We start from the raw sequence: 21,587 nt of genomic DNA, 5'->3' as shown, positions 1-21,587 counted from the left end.
CCACTCCAGTGGCGCTCAAGATCAGCAAGACATGAGCGCCACTGGAGTGGCGCGCTCCATTGAGGGGCCTAATACCTGAAGGTCAGGTTGATCGAGCCGAACTGCGTGATGCGATCGCGTTCGAAGAACTCCGGCGTGCGCAGGATCTGCGTGTAGGAGAGTCGCATGCCGCGCCACAGGATCGCCAGTCCCGCCTGCACCTCGCCCACGAACGGACGATGCGAGACGCGCTGGCTGAAGCCGTCGGTGTTGCCGTCGAGAAAGATGTTGCGGGCCACCGCCTGGCCGTCGAAGCCCGCGAACAGGTACCAGCCGAAGCTGCCGTCGCCGATGAAGGCATCCGATCCCGGCAGGGCCGGCCGGGCGCGTGTCGGCCCGAAATCGTCCCGCAGGTTCTTGCCGATGCGCGCCGTGCCGCCGACGCTGCCATAGGTCGCGACATTGCCGACCGCCACGGCGGCGCGCGGGATGAAATCCACCTCCAGCTTGGGATTCTCGATCAGCACGGCACGGCCGGTCCGCCAGCGCCGCTCGAAGGTGAGATTGATCGTGGGTTCGTTGTGGAGCTGGTTGGCCCAGCCGTAGGCCTGTGCCACGCCGATCAGCCGGTGGAAGTTGTTCTGCACGAACTCCCCGCCCGCGGCGGGACCGATCACGCCGACGTCGAGCTGCAGCGTGTCGAGCCGCATCGGCTCGTCCATACCCGTTTTGTTATCGTGACGCTTGTATGTGTACTGCAGCGCGAAGCTCGCATAGAGCCAGGCCGCATAGGGCCGGTCGTTGTAGATCGGGTACGACACATAGGTGTTCTCGGGCGTATAGATGTTCTGGCCGGCCGAGACAGCGATCCTGCGGATCACCGAATCGGCGGCGGCCTCGCCCAGGAAGGTTGGAACGGTGGTCATCGCCACGATGCCCTGTGGCATCTCGGTGATGGCGGGCGACAGCCAGCCGACCCGGAGGCCGCTCGTATAGTCGCGGTCCGACGTGCCGAACCGGTTGAAGACGTCGTTCTCGACCTGGAAGGTGTAGATGCTGCGTTGCTCGTCCTCGGTCGCCGAGGGCCGCGGCGGCGGCTTGGTCTCGTCGGAGGACTGGGCGCTGGCCGGAACGGCAGCGGCGACAAGAGTAGCCATCGCCAAAGCGATGGTCTTGGCGAGGCGATGATGCATTCCCGCGGGAACGCACCTCCTGCCCGCTGGTTGCGCCTAGCGGACGTTGACGGGAGCGGCGCGATCCCACAGGTCGGCCCGCCACCACACGGCGATCAGCAGCGTGAAGACGATGCCCAGCACGCTGTAGAAGGTTCCCGTCGCCGTAAAGCCGGTCCATTCGACCAGCGGTCCCGACAGAAGAAGGCCCAGCGGCATTCCGTAGACCGCCAGCATGCGCACGCCCATGACGCAGCCGCGCAGCGCGGGATTGGTGACGCGCAGCAGGATCACCGCCATCGGGATCATGCAGAAGCTCTGGAAGAAGCCCGAAACGAACAGGACCACCTCACCCGGCAGCGGCTCGGTGATCCAGGAAAAGACGAGATTGCACGCCAGCCAGACCAGGGTGCAGACGATCATGGTGCGCGCCGGCCTTATATGGGCGCCGTACATCGACACGAGGATCGAGCCCACCAGCGCGCCGCCCGCGAAGCAGGCGATCAGCCAGCCCAGCCCGGTCTGGTCCATGCCGTAAACGTCCTTGGCGACGTAGGCCAGCATCGAACCGGTCAGCGGATAGGCCGCGAAGTTCACCAGGAAGGCCAGCAGCATCACGGCGCGCACGACCGGCGTCGACCAGACATAGGCGAAGCCCTGTCGCAGGGCACCGAGCGCCGACAGAGCGACCTCGCCCTCGCTCAGGATGCGCAGGCGGCGAATACCCACGCCGAACGTGAGCGTCAGGCAAAGGGCGTAGACGCCGCAGACCGCCACGTAAGCCAGGCCGGAGCCCAAGGCCGCGACCAGGGTGGCCCCCGACAGGGCGCCGATAATGCGGGCGGAATCGGCGGTTGTCCGCGACACGCCCATGGCCCGCATCAGGTAGTCGGCCGGCATGGTCTCGCCGACCAGCAGGTTGCGCAGCGTGATGTCGGAGGGCCGGATCAGCCCCATGATGGTGGCCAGGATGAACACCGGCACCGGCGACGCCAGATCCGTCAGGAACAGGACCGTAAGGCAGACTGCCAGGATGAGGTACCCGGCCCGCATCAGGAGCAGGACGTTGCGGTTGCCGATCCGGTCGCCCGCCATCCCGAACAGGGGCGAGATCAGCGTGCCGAGGAACTGCAGGGAGCCGAACACCGCCAGCGCCAGCACCGAGCCGGTCGAGACCAGCACGAACCAGCCGAGGATGACGCCTTCCATCTCGAAGGCCCAGGAGGCCAGAAGGTCAGCCGGCCACTGGAACCGGAAGCTCCGAATCTGGAAAGGCGCCAAGGCGGGCGCACGCGCGATGAGGCTCACGTCTTGTTTGTTCCCTCCCCCTGCGCCTTCAAAGGAGCGCTTCGGGCGGAGTGAACGTGCGCGTTCACGCCACGGACTGCAATAATCGCGTCGGCATGGCCCATCCGCACTAATGGCCGGGCTTGGCCTCAGAAAACCCTAATTCTTGTGGCTCTATTCCGTCATCCCACCTGTGAATATCAGTCGCGCCCGGTTGCGTTGCGGTGCGGCTCAGCGCATTGTGACAGTGGATGCCGTCAAGCGGTAAGTGGGTCTAGAACCGCGCGCGGGGGTTTTGCCTTGGAGAAGTCCGCGATGGGCGGTGCCGTGAAGCGTACGAAGTTTCATCTGATCCTGATCAAGCCGACTCATTACGACGATGACGGCTATCCGATCACTTGGCTCCGGTCGCACATCCCCTCCAATACCCTGGCCGCCCTCTACGGGCTGGGCGAGGATTGCCGTCGCCGTGAAGTGCTGGGCCCGGACGTCGACATCATCATCCACCCGATCGACGAGACCAATACACGCGTCCGCCCCGACCGCATGATGGCCAAGATCGAGCGCAGCGGCGGCAAGGGCCTGATCTGCCTGGTCGGCGTGCAGACCAACCAGTTCCCGCATGCCGTCGATCTTGCCCGCAAGTTCCTGAAGGGCCGCTTCCCCGTCGCGATCGGCGGCTTCCACGTGTCGGGCTGCCTGTCGATGCTGCCGGTGATCCCGCCGGAGATCCAGGAAGCCATGGACATGGGCGTCTCCATGTTCGCCGGCGAGGCCGAGGAAGGCCGCTTCGACCTGGTGCTGCGCGACGCCATGAACGGCACCATGAAGCCGCTCTACAACTACATGGACGACCTGCCGGGTCTCGAGGGCGCACCGACCCCGAGCCTGCCGCCGTCGGCGCTGTCGCGCAACGAAGGCGGCATGTCGAGCTTCGATCTCGGCCGCGGCTGCCCGTTCCAGTGCTCGTTCTGCACCATCATCAACGTGCAGGGCCGCAAGAGCCGTTTCCGCACCGCCGACGATCTCGAAGCGATCATCCGCGAGAACTACAAGCAGGGCATCACCGGGTTCTTCATCACCGATGACAACATGGCCCGCAACAAGCACTGGGAAGACTTCTTCGATCGGCTCATCGAGCTGAAGGAGAACGAGGGCATCCAGCTGTCCCTGATCATCCAGGTCGACACGCAGTGCCATCGCATCCCGAACTTCATCAACAAGGCGCGCTGGGCGGGCGTCTATCGCGTCTTCATCGGCCTCGAGAACGTCAACCCGGACAATCTGCTGGCCGCCAAGAAGCGCCAGAACAAGATCACCGAATACCGCAAGATGTTGCAGGCGTGGCACACCAGCGGCGCCTCGACCTGGGCCGGCTACATCCTGGGTTTCCCGGGCGACACGCGCGAATCGATCCTGCGCGACATGGAGATCATCAAGAAGGAGCTGCCGCTCGACATCCTCGAGCTGTTCATGCTGACGCCGCTGCCCGGCTCCGAGGATCACCAGACCCTGTGGAAGCAGGGCGTCTGGATGGACCCCGACCTCAACAAGTACGACGTCCATCATCGCTGCGTGCATCATCCCAAGATGAGCGACGCGGAGTTCGAGCAGGTCTATCGCGAGGCCTGGAAGTCCTACTACACGCCCGAGCATATCGAGACGGTGGCGCGCCGCCACGGCGCCATCCCCGGCCGCGACCCGGCCGAGCCCGCGCACTTCATGACCATGTTCAAGATCATGTTCGAGGCCGAGGGCGTGCATCCGCTGGAAGGTGGCGCGGTGCGCATGAAGTACCGCCTCGACCGCCGCCACGGCCTGCCGATCGAGCCGATCGGAGTGTTCCACCTCAAGGTGGCGCGCAACTTCTGGCACAAGCTCAAGATCTACGTCCGCCTCACCCTGGAGGGCCGTCGCATCGGCCGGATGGTCAGGAACGACCCGAAGCGGCTCGAATACACCGACCTCGCGCTGCAGCCGGTGATGGACGACGACATGGACAAGCTGTCGCTGTTCGCCGACACGGCGGGCGGCGGGGCGGCCGTCAACAAGCGCCGCGGCGAGGACCTTGCCCGCGCCAAGGTCGCAGCCCAGCAGAATCAGCAGCGCCTCGCCGCCGCGGAATAACCGCGCACGTCCCTGCGCCACTTCGGGCGGAGTAACCTCCGCCCTTTAGTGGCGTGCTCCGATGATTAGTGCACCACCGGCGGCTTCACCTCGCCGAGGCCGTCGGCATCCGTTGCCGAGATCGTCGTGCGCACCATCGAGCGTTCGCGTGCGTAGTCCCAGGGGCGGCCGCGATGGAGCATGGCGCGGTTGTCCCACATGACCGCGTCGCCCTGGCGCCATTTGTGGCTGTAGACGAACTCCGGCCGCGTCGCCTCGTCGAGGAGCTGCGCCAGGAGTTGGCGGGCATCGCGGTCGTCCATGCCGTCGATCGCATAGGCGTGGCTGGCGACATAGAGCGCACGCCGGTCGTTGCTCGGGTTGCGCCAGTTCAGCCGCCAGCGCACCGGCGGCAGCGCCTTGCGCTCCTCGGCATTGGCGAGGTCGGGATGGATCTGGTCGCGGCTATTGGCATAGGAATGAGTCGCCACCGCCGACTTCAGTTTCTCCTGCAGGTCGGCCGGCAGCCGTTCCCAGGCGAGCCGCGTCGAGGTGTATTCGGTCTCGCCGCCCGCATCCGGCAACACGCGCGCGGTCAGGACCGAGGCGAGCGCCGGCGTCTTCTTGAACGACGAATCGGTGTGCCAGAGCGCATTGGCCTTGGCCACCAGCACCTGGCGATGATCGGGCGGCACGATCTCGCCCTGCGCGCCGACATTGGTCAGGCGCGAATAGAAGCTGTTCTCGCCCACCGACGCTGCCTTGGTCAGCTCCAGCGGCCCGAAGGCGCGGCTGTAGGCGACCTGGATGTCATCGGCGATCTGCTGGTCGCGGAACACAAGGAGTGAATGCTTCTCGAAGGCGTCGCGGACTTCTTTGTATGCCTGGGCATCGATCGCGACGTCGAGCAGCGAGACGCCCTTCACCTCGACGCCGAAGCCATCGGCCAGCGGGACCAGTTCCATCGCGTTCCTCCTCGCGGTTTTCTTTGTGAGGCGATTTTATCGCACCGCCACAGGGGGCGGCTATAGTACGATTCCTGCATACGAGGCATTGCTGATACCCAGATGGCCGTCCGTTCTTCACCCGCTCCCCGCCTCGCCTTCGTGTGCGCGACCACGCCCGCGGCCCGCGAGGCCAAGGCCCGCCTCGAAAAGCTGTATGGATCGGCTTCCACCGCCGAGGCCGACATCATCATCGCATTGGGCGGCGACGGGCTGATGCTGCAGGCGCTGCACCGCAACATGCGGCGCCTGAAGCCGATCTACGGCATGAATCTCGGCACGGTCGGCTTCCTGCTCAACACCTACAAGGAAAACGGCCTGCTGCAGCGCCTGAGGAAGGCCCGGCAGGTGACGCTGACGCCGTTGTGCCTCGAGGCGACCGATACGCGCGGCAAGGTCTCGAAAGTCCTCGCCATCAACGAGGTGTCGCTGCTGCGCTCCAGCCGGCAGACCGCGCGCATCGCCGTATCGGTCGACGGCAAGAAGCGCCTGCCCGAGCTCCATTGCGACGGCGTGCTGGTGGCAACGCCCGCCGGCTCGACCGCCTACAACCTTTCGGCCCACGGCCCCATCCTGCCGCTGGGCGCCGGCCTGCTGGCGCTGACGCCCATCAACGCCTTCCGGCCGCGGCGCTGGCGCGGCGCGCTGCTGTCGCGCACCTCCAGGGTCGAGTTCACGATCCTCGATCCGAAGAAGCGTCCCGTGGCGGCAGCGGCCGATTCGGTGGAGATCGCCAACGTCGCCCACGTTGTCGTGACCGAGGCCATCGACACCCGCCTCACCCTGCTGTTCGATCCCGAGCACGATCTCGAGGAGCGCATCCTCAAGGAGCAGTTCGTTCCTTGAGCGGCAAGGACATCCCTTTCAAGCCCGAAAAGAAGAGGATCATCGGCCACGAGGGCTGGCAGCCGCTCGTGCTGGCGATCGCCATCGGCACCGTGGGCGGCTTCGTCTTCAACTGGCTGCGCATGCCGCTGGCCTGGATGCTGGGCGCCTGCGTCTTCTCGACGGTGGCCGCGTTCCTCGGCCTGCGCGTCGGCATGCGGGTGCGGCTGCGCCAGGGCATGATCATCATCCTGGGCGTGCTGCTGGGCTCGGGCTTCACGCCCGAGCTGGTGCAGCGGCTGGGCGAATGGGCGGTGAGCCTGTGCGTGCTCACCGGCATGACCATGACCGGCGCCACGCTCTGCTATGTCTGGCTGCGCACCGTCACGGACTGGGACAAGGTCACCTGCTACTTCGCCGCCATGCCGGGCGGGTTGAACGACATGACCATCATGGGCGGCGCCATGGGCGGCGACGAACGCTCCATTGCCCTCGCCCACGCGCTGCGCATACTCACCGTCGTGCTCACCATCCCGGTCTGGTACCGGCTGGTGAACGGCGCCCAGACCAGCGTGCTCACCATGGTGCACGGGCCCACGGGCAACGACTGGAAGGACTATGCGGTCCTCATCGGCTGCGGCATCGTCGGCGCTGTTGCAGGCCGGCTGCTGCGCCTGCCCGCCAGCTTCATGATGGGCCCGATGATCGTGAGCGCCATTGCCCATCTCGGCGGCCTCACCAACTCGCAGCCGCCGGGTTTCCTCGTCGCCGCGGCCCAGGTCGTGGTCGGCACCGGCATCGGCTGCCGCTTCGTCGGCGCCAACTTCGACAAGCTGCACAAAGAGATGGCGGCCTCGATCGGCGCCGCCTTCATCCTGATCGGCTGCGCCGTGGGCTTCGCGGAGATCACCTACGCCCTGACCGGCCTCAACCTCGACGCCACCGTGCTGAGCTACGCGCCCGGCGGTTTCGCCGAGATGAGCCTGATCGGTCTGGCGCTGGGCATCGAGGTCGCCATGGTGGCGACCCATCATCTCTTCCGGCTGTTCCTGATCATCATCACCGGTCCGATCGTCTTCCGGACGATCCTGAGGCGGGGCCGCCACTGATCGGGCTCCGCGACTGGCGCGCACCGATTTTCGCAGCATCCAGGCACTAAAAAGCCGAAATCGCCCCAGAGAGGGGGGAGTCCGTTTCGTTCGTTTCGTTTATTGCGTTTATTTCGTTTGCGCGCCCCGACTAGGCCCGCAGCGTGATGCCGCCGTCGACCACCAGCAGGTGGCCGTTCACATAGGCCGACTGGTCCGAGGCCAGGAACAGCGCCGCGTTGGCGGTGTCCCAGCCCGTGCCCATTTTGCCGGTCGGCGAGGCGCGGTCGCGGATGGCGATCATCTTATCATAGGCCTGGTTATGATCCTTCTCATTCTTGGCATACTGCTCGGCCAGGAAATCGATCATCGGCGTGTGCATCAGGCCCGGCAGGATGGCGTTGCAGCGGATGCCCTTCTCCGCGTACTGCGAGGCGATCGCCATGGTGAGCGAGTTCACCGCGCCCTTGCTGGCATTGTAGGCAAGATAGGAAATCCCCTTGGGGCTGCGGATCGAGGCGATCGAGCTCACGTTCACGATCGCGCCCTTGCCCTGGGCCTCCATGATCGGCAGCACGTGCTTGGCCGTGAGGAAGAAGCTCTTCACGTTGACGTCGAACACGCGGTGCCACTCGTCCTCGCTGAGCTCGACCGGCCCGCCCTGCGAGCCGATGCCGACATTGTTGTCGAGGATGTCGACCCGGCCCCATTTTTGCAAGCACACATCGACCATCGCCTTCACGCTGGCATTGTTCGACGCATCGGCCTCGAAGGCGACGGCGACGTCCTTGCCCATCTCCTTCTCGATCAGGCCGGCCGTCTCCTCGGCAGCCGAGCGCTTGCGGTCGACGCAGAACACCCGGGCGCCCTCGCGCGCGAAGGTGATCGCCGTGCACTTGCCGTTGCCCCAGCCCGGCCCACTCGAGCCCGCCCCGACGACGATCGCCACCCTGTCCGTCAACTTGGTCGACATGCCGCTTCGCTCCCGCGTTACTTCTTTCTCTTCTTCCGCAAATGATGTGTCAGGGCCAGCGCAATGCAATGGCGCAATTCTCTGGCCGGAATGCGCGTCTTCGGCCCGAACAGGAGGGCCCGTTCACCTTCGTAGGTGAAGGTTTCCGGATAGAGCTCACGGAACTGGCCGACCAGCCCGCTCTGGCAATGAAAATAGACGGCATGACCGCCCGCATCGCCCTTCAGCCGGTCGATGCGCACGGTGGTGCCGGCGCCCGTCTCCTCGGTGAGATAGCTCGGCTGGCCCCATTTGAGCGTCTCCGTCAGCGCGCCGACACCCGGTGTTGCCGCCGCGACCTCGAAGATCGTCTCGCGCAACACCATCAGCCGGGTGCGGATTTCGGGCGAATAGGCCTTGAACACCGCCGCCACTTTCTCATCGCTGAAGCGTTTCATGGAAGCCGAGCCTATCACGCAGCTTATGGCAGGCAGAGTCGCCGATCATCATTTGGCTGTATACGCCATTGACGTATATACGCCAATGGCGTATATACGTGGCTGATGACCTCGCTATTGGCTGTCGTCGAAACCGAACTCTACATCGCGCAGGCGGCCAAGCTGATGGACGAAGCGGAGCGAGCCGCTATCGTCGATGCCGTGGCAGCTGCCCCGATGATGGGCGTACTCATCAAAGGTACGAAGGGTCTGCGCAAGATGCGCATTGCCCTTCAAGGCCGCGGCAAGAGAGGCGGAGGTCGCCTCATCTACTGGTTCCATTCGGAGGGATATCCGGCCGTTCTCCTGATGGTTTATGCCAAGAATACTGCCGCCGATTTGACCAACGAGCAGCGCCGGCGACTGGTCGCCGTATCGGAAATGCTCCTGAACGACTTTGGAGATGGAAAATGAAGAAGAAGGACTTCGATCTCCTCCTGAAGAGCGTGGACCAGGCGCGCGCCTATGCCCGCGGTCGGCCGACGGCGGGAACGCGAATTCAGGTGGTCCAGCGTATCGACGTTGCGGCGATTCGTGCCCGGACAAAGCTGTCTCAGGAAGCCTTCGCAGAATGCATCGGGGTTTCGGTCGGCACCTTGCGCAACTGGGAACAGGGCCGACGCAAGCCAGATGGCCCGGCAAAGGTCTTGTTGGCGCTTCTGGAACGCGATCCCCGCATCGTCGAGCGCACTTTGTCCAAGGCGGCTTAGCGGCTCAATCCTTCGACCACACGCGTGGACACAGGCAGGAGAGCAGGAGCACCACGATCAGTCCACCACCCGCCGCCACGAAGGCGAAGCGATACCCCGCGAGGAAACCCGCCGTCTGCATGAATCCATGGGCGCCGTGCGCCTGCAGGGCCGTCAGCACCGAGGCGCCGGCCACGATGCCGATGGTGCGGGTGAGGAGCGACAGGCTGCCCGCGACGCCGCGGTCGCGCGCCGGCAGGGTCGCGGTCACGATATCGGTGTAGGCGACGGTGAGCAGGCCCTGCCCCACGCCTTCCAGCACCAGCAGCGCCGCCACCACGAGCACCGGGGTGTTGATCTCGGTGAAGCCCAGCGGCAGCAGGCCGAGGCCGACGCAGGCGATGCCGGCAAAGACGGTCGGCCGCTGGCCGATGCGGCGCACCAGGAAGGCCGAGAGCGGTGCACCCGTCAGGCTGCCGCCGAAGGCCATGGCCAGCACGATGCCGACGCCCAGCGGCGAGAGCTTCAGCACGTTCACCAGGTAATAGGGCGTGAGCAGCAGGATCGAGAAGCCTGCGAGGTTGGCGAGGGCATTCAGCACGTTGGGGATCGTGAAGCGCGCATCGGCGAAGAGCGACGGCCGGATGATCGGCTCGGGCACCCGGTTGGCGCGGCGGACATAGGCCGCGACCAGGACCACCGCGACGACCGCCATGGCCAGCGCCCAAAGGCCCGGGATCTCCTTGCGCTGCGAGAAGACCAGCGACAGCAGCAGCGTGCTCATGCAGGCCGCCAGCAGGACCGCGCCCGGCGCATCGAACGGCCGCGAGTCCGGTTTCGGCGATGGCAGCAGGCCGGACAAAGCGAGCGTCACCAGCGCGATCGGCACGCGCACCCAGTAGACGGCGGGCCAACCCCACAGTTCGACCAGCACGCCGCCCAGGAACGGCCCGATCGCGGCGGCGATGGCCATCGAGCTGGCGAAGCCCGCCAGCGCCTTGGTGCGGTCGTGCTCGGGGAACAGCGAGGTGGCGAGCGCCGGCGTGCAGGAGAGCGCCAGCGCGGTGCCGATCCCCTGTGCGCCGCGCGCCCACAGGAACAACGACCAGTCGGGCGCCGCCGCGCAGGCCGCACAGCCAATCGCGGAGATCGCGAGGCCCGCGCGGAAGATCAGCCGGTGCCCGAACAGGTCGCCCAGCTTGCCGCAGACGAGCATCAGCGAGCCGTAGGTGAGCACGTAGCAGATCACCAGCCACTGCACGTCGCCCAGGGCCAGCTTGAAGTGCGCCGTGATCGCCGGCAGCGCCACGTTGACCGCGATGTCGAGCGGCGCCAGCGACGCGCCCAGCCCGACGATGGCGAGGCCGAAGGCCGGCCTCATGCGCGCGACCGGCTCAGAGGTGCTTCTTCAGGAATTCGAGCATCCTCTCCCACGCGGCGTTGGCCGACTTTACGTCGTAGGCCTCGCTGCGCTCGTTGGAGAAGGCGTGCGCGGCATCGTAGCGGAAGATCTCCGGGCTCTGGCCGGCGCCCTTCATCGTCTTTTCGAGCCCGTCGACCGCGGCCGGCGTGCACCAATCGTCCTGGTTGGCGAAGTGGCCCTGCAACGGCACCTTGATCCTGGCCGGGTCGGCGAGCTGGCCCGGCGGGATGCCGTAGAAGGGCACACCGCAGGAAATGCCGCCGATACGGGCGCAGGCCGCGATGGTGAGCGCGCCGCCCATGCAGAAGCCCATCATGCCGACCTTGCCGCCGAGACCCGCCAGGTGCTTCACGGCGCCGGCGATGTCCTGGTCGGAGGCGCCGACGAAATCGAGGCCGCTCATCATATGGTTGGCTTCGTCCGGCTTCTGCGTCACGCGGCCCTTGTAGAGATCGGGCGCCAGCGCGTTGTAGCCCTGCCGCGCGAAGCGGTCGGCGACGCCGCAGATCTGGTCGTTGAGGCCCCACCATTCCTGGATCACCACGATCCCCGGCTTGCCCTTGCCCGCCTCGGCCAGATAGCCCTTGCAGGTCGATCCGTCGGGACGCTTGAAGTCGATCAGGTTGCCCATGTTTCTGTCCTCCTTGTGCCGTTCGTCGCCAAAGGATCCTTCGCTACGCTCAGGATGACAAAACCCCGTGTCATCCTGAGCGCAGCGAAGGATCCTTGCATCTTCATAAGAGCTTCCGCAGCTCCGTCTTCAGGATCTTGCCGTAGTTGTTCTTCGGCAGCGCCGCGATGAACTTGTAGTCCTTGGGGCGCTTGAAGCGGGCGATGTTGTCGAGGCAGAGCTTGTCGAGCTCGGCCGGCGACAAGGTCTGGTCGCCGCGCGTCACGACGAAGGCCACGACCTCCTCGCCCCATTCGGGATGGGGGCGACCAACCACGGAGCATTCGGCAACGCCGGCATGGAGGTTCAGCACATCCTCGATCTCGCGCGGATAGATGTTGGAGCCGCCCGAGATGATCATGTCCTTGGAGCGGTCCTTGAGCGTCAGCAGCCCCTCTTCGTCGAAGGCGCCGACATCGCCGGTCCACAGCCAGCCGTCGCGCAGTGAGCGTGCCGTGGCCTCCGGGTTGTTCCAGTAGCCCGCCATCACGGGATCGCCCTTGGCAATGATCTCGCCGACCTCGCCCACGGGAAGCTGGCGCCCCTTCTCGTCGACGACCCTCACGTCCATGCAGGTATCGGCACGGCCGGCCGAGGCCAGGCGCTGCTCCCAGCGCGGATGGGTGCGGTCCCAGTGATACTCGCGGCTGAGATGCGTGATGGTCATCGGGCTCTCGCCCTGGCCGTAGAGCTGCATCAGCTTGTTACCCAGAAGGTCGAGCGCACGCTTGAGGTCCGACACATACATCGGCGCGCCGCCATAGGTGATGAGGCGCAACGCATCGGGCTTCAGGTCGCCCACGCTGCCATGCTCGATCAGCCGCTTCACCATCGTGGGCGCAAGGAAGATCGAGCACTCCGGCCAGCGGTTCATCAGCTCGATCGTCTCGGGCACCTCGTACTTGCCGCTCTCGGGGAAAACCTGCACCGAGCCGCGCGCCAGCATGGCGAAGTTCCACAGGCCCGAGCCGTGGCTGATCGGCGCGGCATGCACGATCGAGCCGCCCGGCGGCGGCCGGTCGACGTCGGCAAAGTAGTTGAGCGTCATCGCCAGCAGATTGCGGTGCGTGAGCGTGGCGCCCTTGGGCCTTCCCGTCGTGCCCGAGGTGTAAAACAGCCAGGCCGGATCGGTGGGCTCTGCGTCGGCGATCGGACTCGGGTCGCCCACCGCCATGAACGTGTAGGAGCGCGTGGTGACGTCCACGATCTCCTTGAGTTCGGGCGCTTCCCTGGCGGCCTCGGCGATCGTCTCCGCGAGATCGGGCGTCACGAAGCAGAGCTTCGCCCCGGAATTCTCCAGGATGAACGCGAATTCCTTGGCGTGCAGCTTGGCGTTCATCGGCACGGCGCAGAGGCCGGCGTGCCAGATCGCGTACATGACCTCGATCGATTCGACGCAGTTGGCCATGGCGAAGGCGACGCGGTCGCCGCGGGCAAGGCCGAAACGGGCGACGAGATGCGTGCTCATCACCGAAACCTTGCGCCAGAGGTCGCGATAGGTGAGGTGCGGCGAGGTCCCGCGGGCCAGCGCGGGCAAGGCGTGGAACTCCTGCGCGGAGCCCAGCAGCAGATGGGCAATATTCATTGAATTCTGTTTCCTCGCGCCGACTATTGCAGGCACGGCATCGACCTTGCAATGTGCCGTCCATGCAGGATTTCGATTTCGCCATTGTCGGCGCCGGCATCGCCGGCGTCTCCGTAGCCTATCACCTCGCACCGCATGCGAAGGTGGTCATCCTCGAGCGGGAGAACGTGCCGGCCTATCACACGACGGGCCGCTCTGCCGCGTTGCACTCGGAGACCTACGGCAGCGCGCAAATTCGCGCCATCACGGTCGCGTCGGGCCGCTTCTACCGCAATCCGCCGGCGGGCTTCGCCGACCATCCGTTGCTGACGCCGCGCGGCGCGCTGATCGCGGGCCATGCCGGACAGGAAGCCGAGGTAAAGGCCGCCGCTGCCGACTATGCGCGCCTCGTGCCCTCGGTCCGCTGGCTGGAGCCGGAAGAGGTGCTGCGCCGCCAGCCCCTCCTCAAGCCGGAAACGGCCGGCGGCGGCGCCGTGTTCGAGCCCGAGGCCGACGACATGGACGTGGCCTCGATCCATGGCGGATTCCTGAAGGGCGCGCGGGCTGCAGGGGCCGTGCTGCGACTCAATGCCGAGGTCCTCGGCCTCACGCGCCTCGACGGGCTGTGGAACGTGGCCTTGCGCGACGGCGAGGTCGTGCGCGCCGCCAACATCATCGATGCGGCGGGCGCTTGGGCCGACGTGCTGGGCGGCCTTGCGGGCTGTGTGCCGATCGGGCTGGTGCCGAAGCGGCGCACCGCCTTCACCTTCGATCCTCCGCAGGGGCTCGACCTCAGCAGCCTGCCGATGATGATCGACTTCGACGAGAGCTTCTACTTCAAGCCCGAGGTCGGCCAGTTCCTGGGCTCGCTCGCCGACGAGACGCCCTCGCCGCCCTGCGATGCCCAGCCCGAGGAGATCGACGTCGCCACCGCCGTCGACCGCATCGAGACGGCGAGCACGCTGCAGATCCGCCGCATCAAGAACAAGTGGGCCGGCCTGCGCAGCTTCGTGCACGACAAGAACCTGGTCGCCGGCTACGACCCCAAGATCGAGGGCTTCTTCTGGCTGGCCGGCCAGGGCGGCTACGGCATCCAGACCGGCTACGCCGCCGGCCAGCTCGCCGCCGCGCTGGCACTGGGCAAGCCCCTGCCCACCGAAGTCGCCGATCTCGGCGTGACCGAAGCGTCGCTGTCCCCGGCGCGATTTGCGGTGGAATGACAGGAAGAGGAAGGATCCTTCGCTGCGCTCAGGATGACACTTTTTTCTGCAGGGACGCACCGCGCCGTCCCCAATAAAGGTGTCATCCCGAGTGCAGCGAAGGATCCTTAAGGCTACAAGACGACGGCCACGGGCGCCGACGCACAGGATGACATGGGAATCGACCCTCACTATGGTCGCCCCGCGGGCCCCCGTGGCGGAATTGGTAGACGCCAGCGACTTAAAATTGTACACGAGAATACCATCGCACTCATATTATCTTTATTTTTCAATGTTCTAGAGATAAGATAACCTCGAATTAGGCCCTACACAGAGCCTACACAAACAGCACATTTCGAGGCATACGATGGCAACACACGAATTGATGGGGGGTAAGCTTCACGTCTACAAGCGCGAGAACAGCGACAAATGGCAGTGCTCCACGCACATGGGCGGCAAGATGCGCCGCAAGAGCACGAAGTGCGAAAGCCTAGAACAGGCAAAAGACTTCGCCGAGGACTGGTATCTTCAGCTCAAGGTGAAGAACCGCGCCGGACTCCTAAAAAACGAGCGCACCTTCAAGCAAGCGGCGGAGCAATTCCGGCGCGAGTACGAAATCATCACGGAAGGCACGCGCAGCCCGACTTATGTTGGCGCGCACTGGATGCGCCTTGAGAAATACCTGATCCCGTTCTTCGGACATTTGGGCTTGTCGGAGATCACGGCGGGAACGCTCCAAGAGTATCGCATTCATCGAAAGGAAACGTTCGTCCCTCGCCTCAAGCCCGCGCCCTCAACCGTGACGGACACGCCGCCGCGCAAAGGCCCTGCACGAAATACGATTCATCAGGAAATCGTCACGCTACGGCAAGTGTTGAAAACGGCGCTACGTCATGGATGGCTGCAACATCTTCCTGACCTTTCAGAGCCATACAAAACCAACGCGAAGATCTCGCATCGCGCCTGGTTCTCTCCCGAAGAATACAAGAAGCTGTACGACGCCACGCGTCGTCGCGCCGCGAAACCAAACAAGGGCGAGCGCTTCCGCTGGGTTTCTGAGCAGACTCACGACTACGTGCTCTTCATGGCGAACACTGGTCTCAGACCAGACGAAGCGAAGCGCCTCGAGTACCGCGATGTCTCGATCGTGCGCGACGACAGCACCGGTCAGACCATTCTCGAAATCGAAGTGCGCGGGAAACGCGGCGTCGGCTACTGCAAGAGCATGCCAGGAGCCGTATACCCATTCAGGAGATTACGGAAAAGGAACAACGGGCAGCCGACCGATAAGATATTCCCCAAATTCTCCTACATGCTCTTCAACAAGGTCCTCGACGAGGAGAACCTTAAGTTCGACCGGGAAGGTCAGCGCCGGACCCCCTACTCCTTGCGGCACACCTATATATGTCTGCGCCTCATGGAGGGGGCCGACATCTATCAAGTGGCCAAAAACTGCCGCACCAGCGTCGAAATGATTGAGAATTTCTACGCTTCCCACATCAAGACGAGCCTGGATGCTTCGGCGATCAACGTACGTAAGCCGAAGCCGATCATGAAGGCCAGGGTCAAGGCTGCTCTAGCCGACGAGTCCGCGGCGGCTTAGGCTTGTGAACACAAGCCATCTTGGCGGTTGTGCACACAACCGCTATCATGCGCGAACGCGCGGGCGTGGCGGAACGGTAGACGCAACGGACTTAAGCAAAATGGATTGAGTGCTCGCCGGGAAACCGACGATGCAGAACTGCTCAAATTCGGGGAAACCTTCAATGGCAATCCCGAGCCAAGCCCGGAAACGGGAAGGTGTAGAGACTAGACGGGCAGCACCTACAGCAACTTGCCAAGGTGAAGGGATAGTCCAGACCACAAACGCTCAATTGAGCGGCGGCGAAAGTCGTAGCTGGTAAGAAAATCCGTCGGGGGCAACCCCGTGAGGGTTCAAGTCCCTCCGCCCGCACCATTCTATTTTCGCTACTACATTTGTTCGCGTCTTGGACGGTGGCTTCACTTCCTACTTTGGTATTTTTCCAATCCTCACTTCAGCGTACTGCTTCGGCCCTTCGATAGGCAGTGGCAGAACCGGCGCAACATTTTGGTGCTTAGCGATAATGCGCTCTATATCCCGATGCTTTACGTGAGAGTATAGATAGCGATCAGCTACCTGCGCACGGACTTCATTGCACATTTTAACCAACTGCTTGGGCAGCACGAACCGGGACGGCAACTCCGTAGCCCATGTGAGCAGAAGCATCCGCTTTGCAGAAAGGGGAAAACTAACACGCGATGTTCTATTAACGAAGCCAGTGTCCCCGAGCACAGGATGAACCGAGGCTGCTTCAATCTGCCGGACAAGTGGATTGTCTCCCGTAATAAAAAAGCCCTGGCGAGGGGTACACACGCTCCAGCGCATCCTTACCAATACGCGCGCAAGACTCTCAACTAGCCAAAAGATCGGAAACGTAACTTCTTTGGAGATAATCATGGTTGCTCGTGAAGGGTCCCGCATCTCTTCTCGAAGATTTTTCTTCTGCGTATCCGTTAGCGATCCCACATCTCGCTCGTACTGCGCAACGGCAGCTTTGAATGCTTCGTCATCCATAGCTTGCCTGTAGAACTGCGCCTGCATCACCTTGCCATACATCTCAGCAACCATCTTCCGCATCAACTTCGTTCGGAGGTAAGTCAATGCTAGGTACATGGCGAAGTCGAACCTGGCCTGCGAGTAAGCTGGGACGATGCCGACCAGAAGCGCTTCGTATGCGGGGTGCGCTCTCGCTTCTAGTCGTGTAATCCATTCATCTACAGCGTTGTCCCATGTGCCGTCGGGCCGCTGCAGCGAGTAAAAGTTGTTCTCGACGCTAATGTTTTCAGGGATATCGCTTCTTATCCGCCCAGTTTCCTTATCATATATCCAGACTAGCCGAGGCTGCTGTGATGCAACGAATTGGACGAGATGAAAACGTTGAACGACGTGTTGGCGCTTACCCGGCATAAGTGTCCCTCGCTGGAAACGTCAAATGCGAAGCTCCTTGACCCGGGTATGCTCTCAGAGCATCTCAAATGCCCAGCGGAATTTCGGCAGTCTTCCACTTCCCTCTTTCATTGTCGGTCGGGATATGGGTCGCCACCTGCTCTGTCGTGCGCTCATACAATGTCGGTGGCGTCTTGGACATATCCCAAACGTGAAAGACGTAAGCGCTCCCCACTTTCACAGCTTGCTCCCATTCGTTTCTCGTCAAAATGAAGCGAAGCGGCGAGGCCACGGTCGATTTGACTTCAATCATACGGCTTATCGGACCCAATTCACCAAGGTCATACGAAAGAACATCATATCCAGCAAAATTATCATCCAGCCCTTTCCATTCGGGCGTTTTGTTAATACCTAAACTAGATAGGCGAGCGATCTCGATATCTATCGTTAATTGCTCGGCCTTCCTTGCTTGCTCCATTTTTTCGATGTCAGAAAGCAGCCTCGCAAAGCCGGTCACAGTATCCCACCATGTCACAACTTGAAGCGGTGGAGGCTCCTTTGTAATTCCAGCCGCGGCGAATACGTCGAAATCATTTGGCTCGAGCGCGTCCAGAAAGCGCATTCTCCCCTGTTTCATGGCCTTACACCACGTTGGTTGGTGCTTCGTTACTACGGCAGAGATGCAGGCCTGATAAAACCCCTCGCCGATAAGATCACAGGCTCCATCTACCAAACCATGCAAATACGCAGATGCCTCCAAATCTAGATTCGCCGCATCCGATTCAATGCGCTCGATGATCGTGATGAGTTCTGGGAGTGGGCACTCCGGCTGCTTTGCAGCGTAGACGCGTATCAGGCGCACTCCCTCGAAGCAGGAAAGCGCGAACACTCTCTCTGTCGAGAAGGGCGCCATTATTCCTCGTCAGATGAAGGCGGCATTCTGCCTTCGAGCTCACCAATCAAGTCAATGATGTCTTGCACCGTGACATCGTAGTCGACTGGATCGTCAGCTTCCTCCTCATCAAAGGCGATCTCATGCAGATCCGGATCATCTAGCAGCATCTGCATATTGCGAATCTTCTCAGTCAGCCTTCTACTAACCGATAGATCGATACTGCCTACTTCTGGTGGCGCCTTAGATCGGTAAACAAAAATATCCGTCTTTTCATCAGGCTTCAGTCCCAGTCTATGGATACGATCAATCGACTGAAGATAATGCGTCGAAACGTAGCTCCTATCGACGTAAATCGCGTTGTGGCAAACTGTATGGAGACTAATCCCCTCCCCTGCAGCGGCGGGATTCGCGATTAGAGCACGACAATCAGAATCGACATGAAACCGCTTTACACGTCCCTCGCGTGTATCCGGGTCGGTATCAGCACCGGAGGGAACCGCACCATGCAATACTACCGGATTGAGATCAGCGAGTGCGGAGGCAAGACTTCGGATCGTATCGGTGAAAATCGTCCAGATAACAACCTTCTTGCCACTGTTCGAGAGAGCCCGCGCATGATCCATAACTGCCGTCAACTTGGCTGAATGGCCTTCATCAATTACGGCATCTGCAATTCCAGATGCGACAGCAACGTCGTCATTTGCCATCGCGCTTAACGCCTGACTCGGGTTCACCGACAATTGGAGAAGGCGCATTACTGATCGACGCGCTTTCAGTATCTGGGACTGCCCCATCTGCTGGTTAGTCTGCTTTGCAAACTGCCGGAGGAATTCTTGTCGAACGATTGAATACAAAGCGAGTTGGCCGGGCTTCATCGATACATCAATGAAATGCCGTTCAGCCTTCGGTATATCCAATTCCTGCTTTGTAGTTCGGACGTACAGATTTCCGAGCACCTCTCGAGGCGCTTTCCCCCGTGCAACATCGACACCTAGACCATGCCCAGGCCAAAGAAAATCCAACTGCGATTGAATATCTGACGCCGCCTGAGGCATCGGCGTACCCGTAAGAATATCTCTTCTGATTGGCAAAGTAGCTATGTTGAGAAGGAAAGCACCTCGCTGCGACAACGCACCGGCCTTCATACGATGCGCTTCGTCCAAAACCAGATGAGTCGGATTGTTGGCGAAATGTGCAGCAATCAAACCTTGCTGCCGCACCAACAAATCGTATGACATCAAAAATCGCGTGGCACCCGATGAAAGCGCGGCGGCCGTATCACCCTCTCGCCCATCGAGGACAGTGAAGGGCTCATTGCCGCCATCCGGAGCGCTGGGAATCAGGCACTCATGAACAATATCTCTCCATGCTTGGAACGCGGCTTTTGGAGCAACGACGAAAAACTTCTGGCCCGGCTTTCGAGTCAGCATATGAAGCGCAAACGTAACAGTCGTTTTTCCAGCGCCAGGCACTGAAAAATTTGCGCCATTCGACAAGCTCAACAGGTGTGTCAGGTCGCGAAGCTGGAACGGCTTCAGTTCCCGCTTCTGAAACCCCATATCTCGAAGGTCTCTCTTTATCTGTTCTTCGGAACGCGTGGAGACAAGTGCGCCTTGCTTCGCTCTCGTCGCTTGTATCTCCTCAGCAAAGACCCTCAGGCGAGAGGCCGCTCTTTCATCCGGCTTGAACCTGAAATCAAGCGTCCGTTGTGTTCCCTTTGATCCAAATTCCCGGACAATGTTCAACGCGTCTGGCCAGGACACCTGGACACTATTTTCAGTGATCTTGGCATCTAAATTATTAGATACGACCATGACCTTGATACGCGACCAAATCGGCGCAGATGTGTCTGCTTGCGCAACACAAAACCGACCACAATTCCCTTCGTCATACTCGATGATAACTCCGACCGGATTGCTCACAGCTCACCCTCACCCGTCGTTTTGATCAGGCGGTGACTGCTTCAGGGCCGCAAGCTTTACGTCTAATCTGCCGATTAGATCGCGAATTGATTCAAGTTGCTTGCCGAGTCCAGGGTAAGTGGACACTCCAGCCGTTGCCAAATCTAGCCCGGCCAGCTTGGCATGTACCTGAGTTAAGGTCTTGAGGGCGGCACTCTTCGAACGTTGCCCGCGATCCATCTCAATCGCGCTTTGGCTGGCCTCGATTAGGGCTTCGACAGCCTCTTCTCGAGTATCCTCATTCTTTAGCGCTTCAATAATACCGGAATAGTCGTCTGAGGCGCTCGGATCTTCGATATCAACCGCGAACCCTTCGTCATCATTCCCGGCCTCCTCAGCGATCGGCTTGGCCAGATCAAGCTGTTCAGCAACGTTCGCCAACACTACTGGGGCCAGTTTACCGAACGCTGAGTTGAAAGCGTAAACGCGGCCAGGCAGTTTGTCTTTGTTTTCGAACAGAGACCAAGCAATGGCCCGGCTAGCATTCTGCAGGCCGACCGTCTTCTTTTCCAATCTCTTCGGCAAGTCACCAAATATCTGCTCCGCATCGCCGCTTACGATGGAGTATTGGCCGGGCTTCTTGACCCACTCGTTCAAATAAAGATCTGCCTCATCGATAGCTTGCAGGAGATTTTTAACGTCGGATGGGTTGCGGCGAAGCTGTTGCGCGACAACTTCCGGAGATCGTCCCTTATTGACTTGGCGGCGAACAAGCTGAGCGTCGCCAATCCAATCGTAGTCCAGCTTCGTTTGAGGGCGCGCTTGTTCATTCGCCTCGATATCATCAACTTCATCGGGACTGGTATCGGCGGGCAGCACTAAGCACTTAACATGCGCCCACCGCGAGTTCACTGAGGCCTCGGCAGCGTACAGTTCGCGCATAGCGCTAAGTCTGCGGTTTCCGTTGACCACAACCCCGGTGCTCGTGATCAAAATAGCCGCCCGCTGACCTTCAGTGTCCAGAACATCGACAATGGACGAGATTGAGGTCGCTTCGCGCTTTGCAAGCTTGGCAAGAATGCCATGCTGGACCGCCTGCACCGAACTAAGCTCCTGCCCTTTGGCAAAGTAGTTCTTGTCGAGAGAGCCCTTAGCAATCGCGTCCTGTTGCTCTGAATACGTTCGCAAATTGTCCATCCGGTAGACCGGAACATCGATAGGCAGCTTAATAATCTTGAGGGTCGCTTTATCGCCCCGGAAGTCATAAAGCGTATCAGTATCCGGTGATGTCTCAGCCCGCTTTTGAATCATCGCCTCGCGTTCAGACCTGGGCGTAAGTTTGATTTCATATTTAGCCATCGCCCGCCC

General features: G+C 61.8%; 19 protein-coding genes. 7 read left to right on the top strand and 12 right to left on the bottom strand.

All coding sequences use genetic code 11. The features are described from left to right. Positions 1–68: 68 nt before the first annotated feature. The gene (locus AC1ROX_RS24460) at positions 69–1,172 is read right to left on the bottom strand and encodes a lipid A deacylase LpxR family protein (protein WP_493130100.1); all 1,104 of its coding nucleotides are present in this window, start codon (positions 1,170–1,172) and stop codon (positions 69–71) included. Between the two features lie 36 nt (positions 1,173–1,208). Continuing rightward, positions 1,209–2,459, bottom strand: coding sequence for an MFS transporter (locus AC1ROX_RS24455; protein ID WP_493130098.1), 1,251 nt, complete (start codon positions 2,457–2,459; stop codon positions 1,209–1,211). 306 nt (positions 2,460–2,765) lie between these two features. Between AC1ROX_RS24455 and AC1ROX_RS24450 the strand changes: the two genes are divergently transcribed. Further along, positions 2,766–4,565, top strand: a complete 1,800-nt coding sequence (locus AC1ROX_RS24450; RefSeq protein WP_493130096.1) for a B12-binding domain-containing radical SAM protein — start codon at positions 2,766–2,768, stop codon at positions 4,563–4,565. Between the two features lie 65 nt (positions 4,566–4,630). Here AC1ROX_RS24450 and AC1ROX_RS24445 read toward each other — a convergent pair whose 3' ends face one another. Continuing rightward, the gene (locus AC1ROX_RS24445) at positions 4,631–5,509 is read right to left on the bottom strand and encodes a TauD/TfdA dioxygenase family protein (protein WP_493130094.1); all 879 of its coding nucleotides are present in this window, start codon (positions 5,507–5,509) and stop codon (positions 4,631–4,633) included. A 102-nt stretch (positions 5,510–5,611) separates the two neighbouring features. On the opposite strand from AC1ROX_RS24445, the gene AC1ROX_RS24440 reads away from it, so the two are divergent. Then, the gene (locus tag AC1ROX_RS24440; RefSeq protein WP_493130092.1) at positions 5,612–6,394 is read left to right on the top strand and encodes an NAD kinase; all 783 of its coding nucleotides are present in this window, start codon (positions 5,612–5,614) and stop codon (positions 6,392–6,394) included. Next, complete coding sequence (locus AC1ROX_RS24435) at positions 6,391–7,482, top strand: AbrB family transcriptional regulator (protein ID WP_493130090.1); 1,092 nt, start codon at positions 6,391–6,393, stop codon at positions 7,480–7,482. The genes AC1ROX_RS24440 and AC1ROX_RS24435 overlap by 4 nt, the downstream gene beginning before the upstream one ends. A 130-nt stretch (positions 7,483–7,612) precedes the next feature. Here the strand turns inward: AC1ROX_RS24435 and AC1ROX_RS24430 are convergent, their stop codons facing one another. Together AC1ROX_RS24430 and AC1ROX_RS24425 are read right to left on the bottom strand one after the other, a co-directional pair. Then, the gene (locus AC1ROX_RS24430; protein WP_493130087.1) at positions 7,613–8,434 is read right to left on the bottom strand and encodes an SDR family NAD(P)-dependent oxidoreductase; all 822 of its coding nucleotides are present in this window, start codon (positions 8,432–8,434) and stop codon (positions 7,613–7,615) included. A 17-nt stretch (positions 8,435–8,451) separates the two neighbouring features. Next, positions 8,452–8,871 (bottom strand): DUF1801 domain-containing protein, encoded by a 420-nt coding sequence (locus AC1ROX_RS24425; RefSeq protein ID WP_493130084.1) that lies wholly within the window; start codon positions 8,869–8,871, stop codon positions 8,452–8,454. A gap of 105 nt (positions 8,872–8,976) precedes the next feature. Here AC1ROX_RS24425 and AC1ROX_RS24420 point away from each other — a divergent pair, with 105 nt between their 5' ends. Beyond that, positions 8,977–9,324, top strand: a complete 348-nt coding sequence (locus AC1ROX_RS24420; RefSeq protein WP_493130082.1) for a type II toxin-antitoxin system RelE/ParE family toxin — start codon at positions 8,977–8,979, stop codon at positions 9,322–9,324. Next, positions 9,321–9,620, top strand: a complete 300-nt coding sequence (locus AC1ROX_RS24415; RefSeq protein WP_493130080.1) for a helix-turn-helix domain-containing protein — start codon at positions 9,321–9,323, stop codon at positions 9,618–9,620. Before AC1ROX_RS24420 ends, AC1ROX_RS24415 begins: the two co-directional genes overlap by 4 nt. Positions 9,621–9,624: 4 nt before the next feature. On the opposite strand, the gene AC1ROX_RS24410 is transcribed toward AC1ROX_RS24415, so the two are convergent. From AC1ROX_RS24410 to AC1ROX_RS24400, 3 genes are all read right to left on the bottom strand, one after another. After that, entirely contained in the window at positions 9,625–10,980 is a 1,356-nt protein-coding gene (locus AC1ROX_RS24410; protein ID WP_493130078.1) for an MFS transporter, read from the bottom strand. A 13-nt stretch (positions 10,981–10,993) separates the two neighbouring features. Next, the gene (locus AC1ROX_RS24405; RefSeq protein WP_493130075.1) at positions 10,994–11,653 is read right to left on the bottom strand and encodes a dienelactone hydrolase family protein; all 660 of its coding nucleotides are present in this window, start codon (positions 11,651–11,653) and stop codon (positions 10,994–10,996) included. 103 nt (positions 11,654–11,756) lie between these two features. Beyond that, the gene (locus AC1ROX_RS24400; protein ID WP_493130072.1) at positions 11,757–13,277 is read right to left on the bottom strand and encodes an AMP-binding protein; all 1,521 of its coding nucleotides are present in this window, start codon (positions 13,275–13,277) and stop codon (positions 11,757–11,759) included. A gap of 62 nt (positions 13,278–13,339) precedes the next feature. Between AC1ROX_RS24400 and AC1ROX_RS24395 the strand changes: the two genes are divergently transcribed. Continuing rightward, entirely contained in the window at positions 13,340–14,476 is a 1,137-nt protein-coding gene (locus AC1ROX_RS24395) for an NAD(P)/FAD-dependent oxidoreductase (RefSeq protein WP_493130068.1), read from the top strand. 346 nt (positions 14,477–14,822) lie between these two features. After that, complete coding sequence (locus AC1ROX_RS24390; RefSeq protein ID WP_493130066.1) at positions 14,823–16,058, top strand: tyrosine-type recombinase/integrase; 1,236 nt, start codon at positions 14,823–14,825, stop codon at positions 16,056–16,058. Positions 16,059–16,463: 405 nt separating this feature from the next. Here the strand turns inward: AC1ROX_RS24390 and AC1ROX_RS24385 are convergent, their stop codons facing one another. The 4 genes from AC1ROX_RS24385 to AC1ROX_RS24370 form a co-directional block, all read right to left on the bottom strand. Next, positions 16,464–17,444: a DUF4238 domain-containing protein gene (locus tag AC1ROX_RS24385; RefSeq protein WP_493130064.1), complete on the bottom strand. Its 981-nt coding sequence runs from the start codon at positions 17,442–17,444 to the stop codon at positions 16,464–16,466. A gap of 64 nt (positions 17,445–17,508) precedes the next feature. Beyond that, complete coding sequence (locus AC1ROX_RS24380) at positions 17,509–18,336, bottom strand: protein NO VEIN domain-containing protein (RefSeq protein ID WP_493130061.1); 828 nt, start codon at positions 18,334–18,336, stop codon at positions 17,509–17,511. Continuing rightward, complete coding sequence (locus AC1ROX_RS24375) at positions 18,336–20,240, bottom strand: DEAD/DEAH box helicase (RefSeq protein ID WP_493130057.1); 1,905 nt, start codon at positions 20,238–20,240, stop codon at positions 18,336–18,338. The genes AC1ROX_RS24380 and AC1ROX_RS24375 overlap by 1 nt, the downstream gene beginning before the upstream one ends. A 9-nt stretch (positions 20,241–20,249) precedes the next feature. Beyond that, on the bottom strand, positions 20,250–21,578 hold the full coding sequence (locus AC1ROX_RS24370; protein WP_493130055.1) for a hypothetical protein: 1,329 nt from the start codon (positions 21,576–21,578) through the stop codon (positions 20,250–20,252). Between the last annotated feature and the right edge of the window lie 9 nt (positions 21,579–21,587).

It is taken from the genome of Reyranella sp. GW821-FHT14A01 (assembly GCF_058803965.1).
This window is presented reverse-complemented; position numbering and strand designations above follow the sequence as displayed.

Coding starts and splice junctions, on each gene's coding strand:
- AC1ROX_RS24460 (WP_493130100.1), bottom strand. CDS start 1,172: ATGCATCATCGCCTCGCCAAGACCATCGCTTTGGCGATGGCTACTCTT.
- AC1ROX_RS24445 (WP_493130094.1), bottom strand. CDS start 5,509: ATGGAACTGGTCCCGCTGGCCGATGGCTTCGGCGTCGAGGTGAAGGGC.
- AC1ROX_RS24440 (WP_493130092.1), top strand. CDS start 5,612: ATGGCCGTCCGTTCTTCACCCGCTCCCCGCCTCGCCTTCGTGTGCGCG.
- AC1ROX_RS24430 (WP_493130087.1), bottom strand. CDS start 8,434: ATGTCGACCAAGTTGACGGACAGGGTGGCGATCGTCGTCGGGGCGGGC.
- AC1ROX_RS24425 (WP_493130084.1), bottom strand. CDS start 8,871: ATGAAACGCTTCAGCGATGAGAAAGTGGCGGCGGTGTTCAAGGCCTAT.
- AC1ROX_RS24420 (WP_493130082.1), top strand. CDS start 8,977: ATGACCTCGCTATTGGCTGTCGTCGAAACCGAACTCTACATCGCGCAG.
- AC1ROX_RS24415 (WP_493130080.1), top strand. CDS start 9,321: ATGAAGAAGAAGGACTTCGATCTCCTCCTGAAGAGCGTGGACCAGGCG.
- AC1ROX_RS24410 (WP_493130078.1), bottom strand. CDS start 10,980: ATGAGGCCGGCCTTCGGCCTCGCCATCGTCGGGCTGGGCGCGTCGCTG.
- AC1ROX_RS24405 (WP_493130075.1), bottom strand. CDS start 11,653: ATGGGCAACCTGATCGACTTCAAGCGTCCCGACGGATCGACCTGCAAG.
- AC1ROX_RS24400 (WP_493130072.1), bottom strand. CDS start 13,277: ATGAATATTGCCCATCTGCTGCTGGGCTCCGCGCAGGAGTTCCACGCC.
- AC1ROX_RS24395 (WP_493130068.1), top strand. CDS start 13,340: ATGCAGGATTTCGATTTCGCCATTGTCGGCGCCGGCATCGCCGGCGTC.
- AC1ROX_RS24390 (WP_493130066.1), top strand. CDS start 14,823: ATGGCAACACACGAATTGATGGGGGGTAAGCTTCACGTCTACAAGCGC.
- AC1ROX_RS24385 (WP_493130064.1), bottom strand. CDS start 17,444: ATGCCGGGTAAGCGCCAACACGTCGTTCAACGTTTTCATCTCGTCCAA.
- AC1ROX_RS24380 (WP_493130061.1), bottom strand. CDS start 18,336: ATGGCGCCCTTCTCGACAGAGAGAGTGTTCGCGCTTTCCTGCTTCGAG.
- AC1ROX_RS24370 (WP_493130055.1), bottom strand. CDS start 21,578: ATGGCTAAATATGAAATCAAACTTACGCCCAGGTCTGAACGCGAGGCG.